Consider the following 15,086-nt stretch of genomic DNA (forward strand, 5'->3'; position numbering starts at 1 on the left):
TATAAGGGAGTGGGAATGATATGTATAAAATATTAATTGTAGAAGACGATTTAAAAATTGGTGACATTTTAGAAGGACACCTCGATAAATACGGTTATCAGTCATTTCGCGTACAAGATTTTCGGTATATAAAAGATGAATTTGCAAAAGTGAACCCGCATTTAGTTTTACTTGATATTAATTTACCATATTTTGATGGATTCTATTGGTGCCGTCAAATTCGTACTGTTTCCAACGCACCGATTATCTTTGTATCTGCACGTACAGGAGAGATGGATCAAGTAATGGCGATTGAAAATGGCGGTGATGATTACATTACGAAGCCGTTTCATTTAGATATTGTCATGGCAAAAGTAAAAAGTGCACTGCGCCGTGTGTATGGTGAATATGCATCATCAGCAGAAAGTGATTACTTTGGTGTGAATGGGTTGCTTTTATTTCCAGCGCAGCATATGGCAGAGTGGCAAGGAAAGCAGGTGGAGCTTACAAAAAATGAGTACTATTTATTAGAATGCTTAATGAAGCAAGCGGATCAATATGTAACGAGAGAAGAGTTACTAGAAGCATTATGGGATGAAATTGCTTTTGTTGATGACAACACATTAACTGTAAATGTAAAGCGTGTTCGTAAAAAATTAGAGGAAATTGGTATTAGCGATGCGATTGTTACGAAGCGGAGTTATGGATATGCACTCTTAACGAATTGGGTGAACGAGCATGAATCTTAAAAAATATGTGATGGACCGCACAGTATTACTTGTTTCTTACGTGATGAGTATCGTTCTATTCGGTCTTGTCTTGCAACTGCAAGCTTTTTTACAGAAGCAATCTATAAATTGGAGTACATGGTTATATGGATTGTTATTATCAATCGTTGTTTTTGTTTTCTTTCTGATACATGATTATCGGAAAAGACGAGCCTTTTTACAAAAGGTAGAACATTACATTGCAGAGGGACATGAGTTGCATCATTCCTTATCTGTCAGTTCATCTTATACATACGAACAAGAAGCAATTGTGGAAGCTTTTTCGCTCTTAAGACAACAATATATGAATGAAATCCATGAAGGGCAGGCAAAGGGAGAACAGCAAACGATCTTTATGAACCAATGGATTCACCAAATGAAAACGCCTGTATCTGTCATTGAACTATTGCTGCAAAAACTTGGACAAACGCACCGCGAAGCAAGAGATACGATTGAAAGTATCCGTGAAGAAAATAATCGTATTTTACAGGGATTAGATTTAGCGCTTCATATGGCACGCCTCGAACAGTTTGGGAAAGATTATAAAATAGAGGAAGTCAATGTGGTGGACATTGTTCGTGACAGTATTAATCAGCATAAAAAAACATTCATCCAGTATGCTGTATATCCGAAGGTTCTGTTTGAGAAAGAACAGTATGTGGTAGCTTCGGATCAAAAATGGCTCAGTATTGCAATGAATCAAATTGTGATGAATGCCCTGAAGTATACAAGAATTACAGAGAAAGAGAAAAAAGAGATTACATTTCAAATAGAAGAAACAGAAAGTGTTATTACATTACATATTCGTGATAATGGAATAGGGATTCCAAAGCAAGATATAAAGCGCATTTTTGAACCATTTTTTACAGGAGTCAATGGACGGAAAACGAGAGAAGCGACAGGGATGGGGTTATATATTACAAAGCAAATTTGTGATCATCTTAGCCATGGAATTTCTGTACAGTCAATAGAGAAGGAAGGAACAACATTTACATTCCAATTCTCAAAAGATAAAGGATATCATCAAATGATGAGGAAAATGACAAAATTGTAAGATAACAAACCGTTTTGTAAGGGAAATCACTCGTTACTTTCCCTCGTTTTTTCTATAGTAAAAGTAAGAAGAAAACATACAGGGGGATTCGAAATGAGTGTTCTTGAAGTAAAAGGTCTAACAAAGGTGTATCAATCAAAAGGTTCGGTAACGACGACAGCGCTGAATAATATTAACTTTAAAATTGAAGAAGGTGAATTTGTTGGCATTATGGGGCCATCAGGAAGCGGAAAAACAACACTTCTCAATTTATTAGCAACCATTGATAAACCGACATCTGGCCATGTCTATATGAACGGTGAAGAGATTAGTCAAATGCGTGCTGCTAAGCTTGCGGCGTTTCGCCGTACACATTTGGGGTTTATTTTCCAAGATTTTAACTTACTTGATACGTTATCGATTAAGGAAAATATTATTTTGCCGCTTGTAATGGCAAACCGTCCTGTGAAAGAAATTGATGCAAAAGTATTAGAAATCGCAAAGTTTCTAAACATAGAGGAAATTTTACATAAAAAAGTGTATGAAGTATCAGGCGGTCAGCAGCAGCGTGCAGCAGCAGCGCGGGCTATTATTCATCAGCCGACTTTAATTTTAGCTGATGAACCGACAGGAAACTTAGACTCTAAATCAGCAAAATCATTAATGGGTGCTCTGCAGGAACTTCATGAAGAGAAGAAAGTGACGATTGCGATGGTAACGCATGATCCTGTTGCGGCAAGCTATTGTGAACGTATTTTATTTATTCGTGATGGGGAAATTTTCTCAGAGATTCATAAAGGAGAAACAAAGCAAGCCTTCTTCCAAGAAATATTAGACGTACTTGCGATGTTAGGGGGAGAGTACCATGAACTTTCGCCAGCTCGCGTTTAATAATGTCAAAGGAAATTGGCGTAATTATAAAGCGTTTTTAATTAGTAGTTGTTTATCGATTTTTGTGTTCTTTATGTATGCTTCGTTTATATATCATCCAGATGTTGTGAATGGTAACATTAGTCAGAAAATGCATGTTGAAAAAGGATTAGAGATGTGTAATTATATCGTGGTTTTATTTTCTGCGTTATTTATTTTATATTCGAACTCCATCTTTTTACGGGCTCGTAAAAAAGAGTTAGGGCTACTCACTTTAATTGGTGCGACAAAAGGACAATTAGGGAGAATGATTATGCGAGAGCAAATGATTCTTGGCTGCATTTCAATTGTCAGCGGAATTGCTTTTGGTATGCTCGGTTTACCGCTCTTTTTTAAAGCGGTCAGTGTTGTAGTTGGAATTGAAAAAGCATTGCCATTTGTCTGGAATGGAAAAGCAATCGCAATTACTGCTGGTGTATATTTCATTCTCTTTTTCGTTTTATCACTATTTGGATTATGGACGATATGGAGATTACAAATTATTGATTTACTTCGCGACGCAAGAAAACAAAGAGTCGAGCCGTTTTCGTTTACATGGTTATTTCTAGCGGGACTACTAAGTATTATTGTTGCTTACGTTCTTTGTTTTCAAGTAACACTGATGAACTTTTTTATGTATTTCTTATTGATTGTCGGTTTAACAATTATCGGAACATATTTTTTATTTACACAAGGAAGTATCGTGCTATTAAAAGCGCTGCAAAAGCGAAAAAATGTATTTTATCAACATCCGAATTTATTTGTCATTAGTAATCTCGTTTATAAGATGAAAGATAATGCACGTTTTCTATTTGTTGTTTCGATCATCACAGCAGTTGTTGCATCGGCAATGGGGACGTTATACGTTTTCTTTGAAGATATGAGTGCAAAAGGAGTGGAGCATACACCACATGCTATTTCCATTCAGGAAAAAGGGGTAAACTCTCATGAAGTGGTGAAAGAAGAGACGATGCAATCACTGCTTAAAAAACATAATTTTGAACAGGCACGAAAAGTAACTGTAACAGAAATACCAGGAACATTTCATATGAAATTGATGAATGAAGATCGGGAATTCAATATGAGAATAATCTCTGAGAAAGAATTTAATGCAGAAGCGAAAAAACAACAACAAGATGAAATACATAATCAGCCTGGAACTGGCACAATGGTTGTGTTGGATATGATGAATGAACTCATGAAATTTGATGCAACGAAGACTTTTACATTTAAAGTGCAAAATCAATCGTATGAGCTGAAGTTAAATAAGCCATATACAAAAGCGGTATTTAATGTTGATAATGTATTTGTTGTAAATGAGCAAGACTACGCCAAGTATGCAGCTGTTGTTCCAGATACAGAAAAGATGATGTATTACGGCTATTATATTCAGAACTGGAAAGATACGGAGGCTCTCGTGAAGGAATTGAAAGGTCACATCGCCGATGATAAAAAAGCAAATTTTGATAATTCTATTCTTGTTTATCAAAATGCCAAAGAAAGCGGTGCGATTACGATGTTTATCGGCTTCTTCATAACAATATTGTTCTTCTTCTTCGCTTGCAGCATGACATACTTTAAGTGGTTTAATGATAAAGAACAAGATCGTATTCAATTTCATTCTTTAAAACGAATCGGTATGACGGATCAAGAAATTCGTAAAATTGCAGTTCGGCAAATGGGAGCGATTTTCTTCATTCCTATCTTGATCGGTATTTTACATAGCGGGTTTGCATTATATACGTTGGGGAACATGCTGTATTTAGACTTATGGAAGTCAGGAGCAGTTATTATTACAGCATACGTATTAGCATCCGCATTATATTTTGCGATTGCACAAAGAGGATATTTAAAGCACGTAAAAAGCTAGGACTTCCTAGCTTTTTACATATGTAACGGGTTTTAGGGGGGAGAAAGGTGAAGTTTTACGGGCTTACTTTTCAAAATGTTAGAGGGAATTGGCACAACTACAAAATATTTTTCTTAAGTAGCTGTTTCTCAGTCTTTGCTTTTTTTATGTATACATCTATTATTTTGCATCCTCAGTTGAAAGTGAGTGAGCTGTATAAAGGTTTACAATGGGGCCTGATTATGTGTGATGTAATTGTAATTGCGTTTTCGATTTTATTTATTCTGTATTCTAGTTCGATCTTTATACAGTCTCGAAAAAAAGAATTTGGGTTATTTATATTAATGGGAGCTACGAAAGTAAATCTCGTCTGGATGATGATCATGGAACAAATGGCAGTGGGGCTCCTTGCGAGCTTTTTCGGAATTGGGATTGGGACGTTATTTTTAAAGCTATTTTTTATGATTTTTAGTTTATTACTTAATATGCAGACTGAATTGTCGTTTGTGCTCAGCTCGAAGGTTATTGTGATAACGATTATGACATATGGTGCTGTATTTCTTCTTTTAGCCATTTTTAGTGCGCTGCGCATATGGAAAATAGAAGTTATTCATCTATTAAAAGAAATGCAAGAAGGAAAAAAAGAAACAAGAAGTAAGAAGTGGTTTTGTTGGCTCGGTTTCATCTGTATAAGTATCGGTTATGGTTTAACAACAAAAGTGACGATGATGAACATTGCCTTGTATTTTATACCTGTTTCTATTTTAACGACAGTTGGTACGTATTTTGTATGTACACATGGCTTAATTCAAGTATTACAAGGAATTAAAAATAGAAAAAGTGTCATATACCGCTATCCGTATTTATTCGTTATCAATCAGTTGTTACATACAGTGAAAGATAATCGGCGCTTTTTCTTTATTCTATCAATGCTAACAACGATAGTAGTAACGGCGACAGGTTCTGTTTATTTGTTTTTTTCAAACATGAGAGAACTATTTCGTTATGAACAACCTCACGCTTTCTCCTATGTTGAAAAAGGAATTGACTCTAAGGAGATAATGGAGAAAGAAACGGTTGAAAAGATATTGCGTAAGCACGGTGCCAATGATTTTCGCTACGCAACATTTGTCGGACTCCCAGCAACATTTCAATTAGATTCTGGTAATGAATCTTATGCAACTGTAATTGGAGAAGATGAATATAATAGAGAAGTAAAAAGACAGTCGAAGCAGCAGATCCATCCGAAAGAGGGAACAGTGACATTTATTTATTATAGTAATTATGCTCTTCTCCCTAAGCATCCTAAGAAATATATAAATTTTAAAGTACTCGGAGAACCATATCGCTTTACATATAACGGAGCATATGAAGGGAATGCATTTAATAGCGATACAAGTCAGCGGAGCGGAAGATTCTTCGTTATGCACAATCAAGATTTTCAGAAGCTTGCTCGTCAAGTTCCGAATCATGAAAAATATGTATACAACGGATATGAAGTAAGAGATTGGGACAATGCAGGAAGATTAGGTGAAGAATTACAATCCCGCATTTTAAAAGGGAAAGAGTTAGTAACTCGTAATAATGTGTACAATTATAAGATGATGAAAGACGGAGGGAATCTAATATTATTTGTCGGTTCGTTCATTAGTATCCTCTTTTTTCTAGCGTCCTGTAGCACAGTTTATTTTAAATGGTTTCATAATATTGAATATGACCGCTTGCAATATCAAGCTCTTTTGAAAATCGGAATGACAAAGCAAGAAATAAATAAGATTTCACGTTGGCAATTAGGGATTCTATTCTTTTTCCCAGTTCTATTAGGAAGCGTACATAGTGCAGTTGCTTTACATACGTGTCAAAAGGCCTTTTCTACGAAATCATCTTGGGGGGGATTAGAGGTCATTGCTATTTATCTTATCGCATGTGCACTCTATTTCTTCTTTGCGCAAAAAGAATATATGAAACAGATCGGCTAGCTCTTGCTAGTCTTTTTTGTTGTAATTTTCGAAAAACAAGTAGAAGAATAGAAGTGTTTATGATATAACAGTAAGAAAACGAAAAAGAGGGGACGAGATGACGATTCGAGTTGGCTATTTAGGACCGGAAGCAACATTTACAAATATGGCGGTGAGTCGCTTCTTTCCTGAGGCTGAACATGTACCATACCGAACTATTCCAGATTGTATAGATGCAGCAGCAAATGATGTAGTCGATTTTGCAGTTGTCCCGCTTGAAAATGCGATTGAAGGCTCCGTCAATATTACGATTGATTATCTTGTGCATGAGCAAACGCTGCCGATTGTTGGCGAAATTACAGTGCCTGTCCAGCAACATTTGCTCGTTCATCCGCAGCACGCACAAAATTGGCAAGATGTATATGCGGTGCAGTCTCACCCGCATGCGATTGCACAGTGTCATAAGTTTTTGAATCGAGAATTAAAAGGTGTGACAGTGCGTGACATGACATCAACGAGTGCTGCTGCGCAGTTTGTGATGGAACATCCAGAAGAAAAAATTGCGGCAATTGCTAATAGGGCTGCGGCAGAAAAGTATGGGTTATCGATTGTTCAGCGCGATATTCATACGCATAAAAATAATCATACACGTTTTCTCGTATTGCATAAGAATGAAGAAGTGGAATTGCCGAGAAATGGAGAGCGCCGCAAAAAGAAAACAACGCTTATGGTAACGTTACCTTCAGACTATGCAGGAGCGTTATATCAAGTATTATCCGCATTTGCATGGAGAAAATTAAACCTTTCCAAAATTGAATCTCGTCCGATGAAGACAGGTCTTGGTAATTATTTTTTCTTAATTGATGTGGAGAAAGAGTATGATGATGTTCTGCTTCCAGGAGTGAAAATGGAATTAGAAGCACTTGGTTTTTCAGTTACGCTACTTGGAAGTTATTTTTCTTATTGGGTGTGAAAAAAGAATCCCAAGTAGCATATGCATTGGGATTCTTCATGTTAATTTCTCAAGCCGTGCGGTTAATGATTTTCGCCAATCTTCTGCGAGTTCGGGAACAGCAATAATTTTTTCCATGCCCTCTACATCTTTTTGTCCCCGGAAATAGATTTCGTTCGCAAATAGAATGGAAATTTGGTGTGGATGCCGTTCTAGTAATGTAATTTGTGAATCTTTACGAACTGCCCCCTCTTGCAGAACGCGGCATAAATATCCTGTATAGCCAGTTTCAACAATGCGAGGTAAAATGCCAGGAATGCCGAGTCGTTTCGAAATTGTACTGCATGGAATTCTTCCTTGCGTCACTTGAACAATTGCATCTCCGAGCTGATAAATGTCGCCAATACAAACATTCTGCTCTAACATATTTGTAACTGTTACATTCTCTCCAAATGCAGATGAAGGAAGTGATGTATGAAACTCGTTTTCCCATAAATCATAATGTTCATAAGGATAAATACAAACGGCACGATCAGGCCCTCCGTGAAAGCGTAAGTCTGCAACACCGTCTCCTTGAAATCCATCTGTTGATAAAAAGGCATCTTCAACAAGCTGTTTACATATGCCGCTCGTCATTTCTTTATTTTCTGCATATTGCATTGTTTTTGGTTTCCCGATGCTAAAATGAATGAGTTCAATTCCCATATATTATCTCCTTTCCCATCATTTTCTCCATTGTAGCATGATAAAAATAAAAAACGCACAGAGAAAGTAAAATTCTCTGTGCGTTTTTTAATGAACAAGAAACCCAGCTCGGTCCAATGCCTCACAAGCAGCATTTAACTTTTCAAGCGAATCTGCTTCAATTGTATGCAAATGAATCCCATCTGTAAGCTGAGATAGATAAGTCGCTTTTGTTTCTTCAATCTTTTTTAAATACTGTTCAAGTTCAAATCGGTTACTTACTAGAATTAAAGCAGTTAAATCTCCGTACACTGGATGTTCCACTTTTACATCTTTAATGGTAACTCCATGGTCAACAAGTATTGTAAGCTCTTGGCGTACTTGTGATGGCTGATGCTTGGAAACGATAATACGCTCAAATGTAGTATGTTGTTTTTCTGCCCTTTTTAAATATAAATATCCTTGCGCTGTTGCAATAATAGGTTCGTTTCGTGCTTTTAATAAAGAAATATCTTGTACGATAACTTGACGGCTTACGTTTGTTTTCTTTGCCAATTCACTGCCGGACAATGGTTTATTTGCAGCGAGGAGCCATTCTAAAATGAGCTGTCTTCTTTCCTCACCTAAAATTTTTTTTTGATCATTTTGATTCATTTTCTATTAACACCTCTATTGAATTGATTTCTAACTTCTGAAATTGCATGGATCGCTGCATCGATGTGTTCTGCTTTTGTTTGCCGTCCGAATGAAAAACGGACATATTGCTTCGCCTCATCATGTTCTTTGCCAATCGCAAGCATCGTTTTAGAAGGCTCTTGTTTTCCGATTTGACAAGCACTTCCTGTTGAAATCGCAATGCCATGGCGATTGCATTCTAGCATTGTATACTGACCTTCTATTCCTTTTATTGTAACCCCAATGATATGCGGTAAACAAGAAGTAGAATGACCTTCAATTTGTATTTCGGGTGAAAGAGCTTGCAATTGTTTCATGAAGTATGTTCGTAATTTTTGTAAACGTCCTATTTCCTCTTGCTGGTTCTGTAGCATGTGCTGCGCTGCCGTAATAAATGAAGCGATGCCCGGGACATTTACGGTGCCGGGGCGAAAGCCTCTTTCATGAGCGGTTCCTGGAAATACTTCCCCAAAGCGTACTTGCGGGTTAATATAGCATGCGCCGACTCCTTTTGGCCCGTAAATTTTATGCGCTGAAACAGAGAGGCTATCAATATTCATTTCTTCTACATGAATCGGTATTTTCCCAAATGTTTGCACACAATCTGTATGAAATAAGACGTTATGCTTTTTAAGAATGGCTCCAATTTCAGTAATTGGTTGCAGTGTGCCGATTTCAGAGTTTCCATGTTGAATGCTTGCAAGCACGGTTTGTTCTGTAATCGCACGCTCGAGTTCGTCAAGTTGAATCATGCCAAAGCAATCCACCGGAATTTCAGTAATTTCATAGCCCTGCTTTTGAAGAAGGTGAAAATAATTTCGGATTGATGCATGTTCAATAGGTGTTGTAATAATATGAGTGCCGCTCTGGGTATTTAGTAACGATTGAATTGCAAGATAGTTCGATTCAGATCCACCGCTCGTAAAAAAAACGCCTTGTTCTTTCCCACCGATCATCGCAGCAAATGTTTGGCGGCAAGATTGTAACAAAGAGGAGGCAGTTCCGCCAATATCATGTAAGCTTTGTTCATTTCCGAAATACCGTTCAGCGGCTTTTGTGTATGTCTCTAACGCTTCTTTACTCATAGGTGTTGTTGCAGCATAGTCCATATATATCATAGAGTATAGCCCTTTCTGTATAAGATTTTCATGTCGGTTTCTAAAAAGTTCTTGTTATTATTTTAAATATATGTAAATATAGGTGTCAAGACAGTTGAAAAGTGTAAAGTAGGGGGCAATGAAAATGCCAAATGCAGATGTCTTAATTATCGGAAGCGGGGTTGCAGCGCTGCGCGTTGCACAAACCATTTGCCACGAAAAGAATGTGATGATTATCACAAAGAAAACAGGGCGACACAACAATACAAATCTAGCACAAGGCGGGATTGCAGCTGCAGTTGCTTCATCTGATCATCCAGACGATCACTATGAAGATACGCTTACAGCAGGCTGCCATTATAACAATACGGAAGCTGTTCGTTATTTAGTAGAGCAAGGGCCGAAAGAAATGAAAACATTATTAGATAACGGGATGAGCTTTGACGGCGATGAACGAGGGCTTCACCTTGGAAAAGAAGGAGCGCATCGAAAACGACGTATTTTACACGCGGGCGGGGATGCGACAGGGAAAAATTTATTAGCGCATCTTGCAGAGCAAGTACTTCCGTATGTAACGGTTGTTGAACAAGAAATGGTTTTGGATTTCATAATAGAAAATCAAACTTGTCACGGTGTTATAGCACGTGATAGGGAAGGAAATATACAAAAGTATGACGCGCAGTGTGTTGTACTGGCAACAGGTGGTATTGGCGGAGTATATGCGTTTACCTCTAATGATCGTACTGTTACAGGCGATGGCTTAGCGATGGTATATCGAGCTGGCGGAGAGCTTGTTGATTTAGAATTTGTACAGTTTCACCCAACGATGTTGTATGTAAATGGTGCTTGCTGCGGCCTTGTATCAGAAGCGGTGCGCGGAGAAGGCGCTATTCTTCGAAATGGAAAAGGAGAGCGTTTTATGATGAATGTTCATGAACAACAAGACCTTGCGCCGCGTGATGTGGTCGCGCGTGCTATTCATGAACAAATGGTAGTTGGTGAAAAAGTGTACTTAGATATATCATCTATTGTAAATTTTGAAGAACGGTTTCCAACGGTCTCTTTTTTATGTAAAAAAAGTGGTGTTAACGTGGAAAGTAAGTGCATTCCAGTAGTGCCAGGTGCACATTTTCATATGGGCGGCGTAAAAACAAATTGTAACGGGGAAACATCGATCAATCGTTTATATGCAGTTGGTGAAGTCGCGTGTAATGGTGTACATGGTGCCAATCGCCTTGCGAGTAATTCATTATTAGAAGGTCTTGTATTTGGAAAACGTGTCGGGGAACACATTTTAGCGAATAGTAGACCACGAATCGTGAAGGGCAATGAAATAGTGAAAGGTGATTTACAACAAATCACATTACCCAAAAAAGAAGAAATACAAGAGATGATGATGAAATACGTTGGAATTGTTCGTACAGAAGAAGGCTTATTGTATGCGAAGCAATGGTTAGAGCAGTATGGAATCTATAATAAAATGCTTCCATATGAAACTCTTACAAATGAGGATATAACAATTATCAATATGTTAACGGTTTGTCAGTTATTAACAAAGGCTGCACTGCAAAGAAAAGAGAGTATTGGTGGTCATTATCGCAGTGACTTTCCGAATCGTAGTAATAAGACGTACGAAATTGTGATGAGAAGAAGTATGTTGCAATTCGCTTAAGAAAAGAGGGGTACTATGAACGCATTAAAAGTAAAAGAGGCATTGAAACAATTTTTTCTAGAAGATATCGGGGAGCGAGACGTAACATCGCAGCTTATTTTCCCAAACGACCTGCAAGCAAGGGGAACGTTTCTTGTCAAAGATACGGGTGTGTTTGCAGGAGCTGATGTAATTAAAGAAGGTTTTGCATTATTAGATTATCGAATTGAAGTTACACTTCATAAAAAAGACGGAAACATGGTAACAAACGGAGAAATCCTTGCTACTGTACAAGGGCCGATTGCTTCTTTATTAACAGCTGAGCGTGTTGTGTTAAATGTTATTCAGCGTATGAGCGGCGTAGCGACGATGACAAGAAAAGCAGTTACTGCACTCGGAAGCGATCATACACGCATTTGTGATACGAGAAAAACGATGCCGGGGCTTCGTATGTTTGATAAATATGCGGTTGTATGCGGCGGTGGTTATAATCATCGTTTCGGATTATACGATGGTGTCATGATTAAAGATAATCATATTGCATTTGCTGGGTCGATTACAAAAGCGGTAACAGCGGTGAAAGAACAGCTGGGACATATGGTGAAAGTAGAAGTAGAAACAGAGACAGAAGAACAAGTATTAGAAGCAGTTTCTGCCGGAGCAGACATTATTATGTTTGATAATCGTACACCAGCAGAAGTGCGCAAATATTGTAAGCTCGTTCCAAGCGCGATTGTTACAGAGGCTTCGGGCGGGATTACGATGGAAAATGTAGTGAAGTATGGCCAAACAGGTGTGGATTACATTTCGTTAGGATTGTTAACACATTCTGTTAAAGCGTTAGATATTAGTTTCAATATTGAAGTGTGATCGAGAGAAGAGGGGGACTTCACTGATGGATATTTTAGAAACAGTACAACCGATTGAAACAATGTTACCAAATCGTTATGAAACAATGTCAATTGCAGAGATGGAAGCGCGTGTTCGTGAAATTAAAGAAAAGTTAGGGGAAAAGCTTTTCATTCCAGGGCATCATTACCAAAAAGATGAGGTTGTCCAATTTTCAGATTCAACGGGAGATTCCTTGCAGCTTGCACAAGTAGCAGCGCGTAATAAAGAGGCAAAGTATATTGTATTTTGTGGTGTGCACTTTATGGCAGAAACAGCTGATATGCTAACAACAGATGAACAAATTGTTATTCTACCTGATATGCGAGCTGGTTGTTCGATGGCTGATATGGCTGATATTGAACAAACAGAGCGAGCTTGGAAAGAATTGCAGCAATTATTTGGAGATACGATGCTTCCGTTAACTTATGTAAATTCAACCGCTGCGATTAAAGCGTTTTGCGGCCGAAATGGAGGCGCGACAGTTACATCTTCTAATGCGAAAGAGATGGTAAAATGGGCGTTTACACAAAAAGAGCGGATTTTATTCTTACCAGATCAGCATTTAGGGCGTAACACAGCATATGACCTTGGTGTACCGTTAGAAAAAATGGCAGTTTGGAATCCGCAAACAGATTCATTAGAATATGACGGGAATATGGAAGATGTTCAAGTTGTTTTATGGAAAGGACATTGTTCTGTCCATCAAAATTTTACTGTGAAAAATATTGAAAGTGTAAGAAGAAATCATCCGGATATGAATATTATTGTTCATCCGGAATGTTGCTATGAGGTTGTTGCAGCTTCTGATTATGCAGGCTCAACAAAATATATTATTGATATGATTGAAAAAGCTCCGTCTGGAAGTAAGTGGGCAATCGGTACAGAAATGAACTTAGTTAATCGTATTATTCAGCAGCACCCAGATAAAGAAATTATTTCGTTAAATCCATTTATGTGTCCATGCTTAACGATGAATCGTATCGATTTACCACATTTACTATGGGCACTGGAAGCAACCTTGCGCGGCGAACATGTAAATGTAATTGAAGTAGATAAAAAAGTAACGGAAGAAGCGGTACTTGCATTAAACAGAATGTTAGAGCGAGTATAAAAGCAACAGATTTCCGTTGCTTTTTCTTTTGTACATAATTTTGTTTTTATGAGCATACATTGTGGTGAAGCAATCATTGTGTTTATACTCGTTTTTATCCCGCATTAACGGACAGTAAGCCCCCACCTTAAGATTCAGAGAAAAGCGAAGAAGATAGGTGGGGGCTTACTGTCCATAAAAGTCCGATTGGCTCAACTAACCATCAGTGGGGATGAAGAAAAGCCCCTGTTGATGGAAGTTTCACCCTATTATAGATAAGTTATACAGGAGGGGGAAAAATTGAAAATTCATATCGTGCAAAAAGGGGATACCCTTTGGAAAATTGCGAAAAAGTACGGGGTAGATTTTGAAATATTAAAAAAAGCGAATACACAGCTCAGTAATCCAGACTTAATTATGCCGGGCATGAAAATTAAAGTACCATCTGCCGGCGTTCCAATTAAAAAAAATCCAGGTGCTGGTTCAGTCCCTCCAAAAGAATATGTAAAAGAAGTACAGCAAAAAGAATTTCCAGGAGCGCCGAAACCTCTTGGTATAGAAGAAGAGGAAGAAATGGCTCAGCAGGCCGGGCCAATTACAGAACAGCCAGCAGCGCAAATGGCACAGAAGGAAATGCAAGTAAAACCCCAAAAAGAAGTGCAAAAGGAGCAACCGATACAAAAAGAACAGCCTATACAAAAAGAGAAGCCGGTTGAAAAACTACCTATTATTGAAAAGAAACCTATTATTGAAAAACAACCTATTATTCAAAAGCAACCTGTTGTTGAAAAGAAACCGGCTGTTAGTAAAGTGGGAAAACAAAAGGAGAGCACAAAATTTTCCGTAAACATTTTACCACAGCCACCGCAATCGCCAGTCAAACCAGCGAAAGAGTATAAAATTGCAGATATTATAAAAAAAGGGCACGATTTAATTGCTCCGCAAGTAAATAAAATGAAAGGAAGCAATGTCGTTGCACCAGAAACAAAGAAAGAAAATGTAAGCAATATCGTTTCACCGGAAGTGAAGAAAGAAAATATAAGCAATATTGTTTCACCGGAAGTGAAGAAAGAAAATATAAGCAATATTGTTGCACCGGAAGTGAAGAAAGAAAATATAAGCAATATTATTGCACCGGAAGTGAAGAAAGAAAATGTAAGCAATATTATTGCACCAGAAGTGAAGAAAGAAAATGTAAGCAATGTTGTTATGCCAAATATCACAAAAGAAATCCCGCAAGTACTCCCACCAAATGTTACGATGCCAATCATGGAAGAGAATGAAATGCCAAACGTGATGCCGATGATGGAAAACAGTCCAATGCCAAACGTGATGCCGATGATGGAAAACAGTCCAATGCCAGACGTGATGCCGATGATGGAAAACAGTCCAATGCCAGACGTGATGCCGATGATGGAAAGCAACCAAATGCCAAACATAATGCCGATGATGGAAAGCAACCAAATGCCAAACATAATGCCGATGATGGAAAGCAACCAAATGCCAAACATAATGCCGATGATGGAAAGCAACCAAATGCCAAACATAATG

13 protein-coding genes are annotated in these 15,086 nt (G+C 37.9%); 10 read left to right on the forward strand and 3 right to left on the reverse strand.

All coding sequences use genetic code 11. The features are described 5' to 3' along the window. Nucleotides 1-20: 20 nt before the first annotated feature. From MR076_RS09385 to pheA, 6 genes are all read left to right on the forward strand, one after another. On the forward strand, nucleotides 21-728 hold the full coding sequence (locus MR076_RS09385) for a response regulator transcription factor (protein WP_242219961.1): 708 nt from the start codon (nucleotides 21-23) through the stop codon (nucleotides 726-728). Further along, nucleotides 718-1,800, forward strand: coding sequence for a sensor histidine kinase (locus tag MR076_RS09390; protein ID WP_242219963.1), 1,083 nt, complete (start codon nucleotides 718-720; stop codon nucleotides 1,798-1,800). Before MR076_RS09385 ends, MR076_RS09390 begins: the two co-directional genes overlap by 11 nt. Before the next feature lie 93 nt (nucleotides 1,801-1,893). After that, a complete protein-coding gene (locus tag MR076_RS09395; RefSeq protein WP_020059952.1) occupies nucleotides 1,894-2,670 on the forward strand; it encodes an ABC transporter ATP-binding protein in 777 nt (258 codons plus the stop codon). Continuing rightward, nucleotides 2,645-4,558 carry an ABC transporter permease gene (locus tag MR076_RS09400; protein WP_242219965.1) on the forward strand — a complete coding sequence of 638 codons (1,914 nt, stop codon included), beginning with the start codon at nucleotides 2,645-2,647 and terminating at the stop codon, nucleotides 4,556-4,558. Before MR076_RS09395 ends, MR076_RS09400 begins: the two co-directional genes overlap by 26 nt. A 47-nt stretch (nucleotides 4,559-4,605) precedes the next feature. After that, entirely contained in the window at nucleotides 4,606-6,516 is a 1,911-nt protein-coding gene (locus MR076_RS09405; protein ID WP_242219967.1) for an ABC transporter permease, read from the forward strand. A gap of 97 nt (nucleotides 6,517-6,613) precedes the next feature. Continuing rightward, a complete protein-coding gene (gene pheA / locus MR076_RS09410; RefSeq protein ID WP_242219969.1) occupies nucleotides 6,614-7,468 on the forward strand; it encodes a prephenate dehydratase in 855 nt (284 codons plus the stop codon). A gap of 36 nt (nucleotides 7,469-7,504) precedes the next feature. Here pheA and MR076_RS09415 read toward each other — a convergent pair whose 3' ends face one another. The 3 genes from MR076_RS09415 to MR076_RS09425 all read right to left on the reverse strand — a co-directional run bounded on the left by MR076_RS09415 (nucleotide 7,505) and on the right by MR076_RS09425 (nucleotide 9,924). Further along, a complete protein-coding gene (locus tag MR076_RS09415) occupies nucleotides 7,505-8,152 on the reverse strand; it encodes an MOSC domain-containing protein (protein ID WP_242219970.1) in 648 nt (215 codons plus the stop codon). An 87-nt stretch (nucleotides 8,153-8,239) separates the two neighbouring features. Next, on the reverse strand, nucleotides 8,240-8,785 hold the full coding sequence (locus MR076_RS09420; protein WP_242219972.1) for a transcription repressor NadR: 546 nt from the start codon (nucleotides 8,783-8,785) through the stop codon (nucleotides 8,240-8,242). Next, entirely contained in the window at nucleotides 8,782-9,924 is a 1,143-nt protein-coding gene (locus tag MR076_RS09425) for an IscS subfamily cysteine desulfurase (RefSeq protein ID WP_242219974.1), read from the reverse strand. The genes MR076_RS09420 and MR076_RS09425 overlap by 4 nt, the downstream gene beginning before the upstream one ends. Before the next feature lie 124 nt (nucleotides 9,925-10,048). Here MR076_RS09425 and nadB point away from each other — a divergent pair, with 124 nt between their 5' ends. The 4 genes from nadB to safA form a co-directional block, all read left to right on the forward strand. After that, nucleotides 10,049-11,575: an L-aspartate oxidase gene (nadB, locus tag MR076_RS09430; protein WP_242219976.1), complete on the forward strand. Its 1,527-nt coding sequence runs from the start codon at nucleotides 10,049-10,051 to the stop codon at nucleotides 11,573-11,575. Between the two features lie 15 nt (nucleotides 11,576-11,590). Next, nucleotides 11,591-12,424: a carboxylating nicotinate-nucleotide diphosphorylase gene (gene nadC / locus MR076_RS09435; RefSeq protein WP_242219978.1), complete on the forward strand. Its 834-nt coding sequence runs from the start codon at nucleotides 11,591-11,593 to the stop codon at nucleotides 12,422-12,424. A gap of 25 nt (nucleotides 12,425-12,449) precedes the next feature. Continuing rightward, nucleotides 12,450-13,556: a quinolinate synthase NadA gene (nadA, locus tag MR076_RS09440; protein WP_242219980.1), complete on the forward strand. Its 1,107-nt coding sequence runs from the start codon at nucleotides 12,450-12,452 to the stop codon at nucleotides 13,554-13,556. 279 nt (nucleotides 13,557-13,835) lie between these two features. Then, a partial coding sequence (gene safA / locus MR076_RS09445; RefSeq protein ID WP_242219983.1) for a SafA/ExsA family spore coat assembly protein occupies nucleotides 13,836-15,086 on the forward strand: 1,251 nt, incomplete at its 3' end.

The sequence above is a fragment of the Bacillus cereus group sp. BfR-BA-01380 genome (genome assembly GCF_022663535.1).
GTDB lineage: Bacteria > Bacillota > Bacilli > Bacillales > Bacillaceae_G > Bacillus_A > Bacillus_A cereus_BB.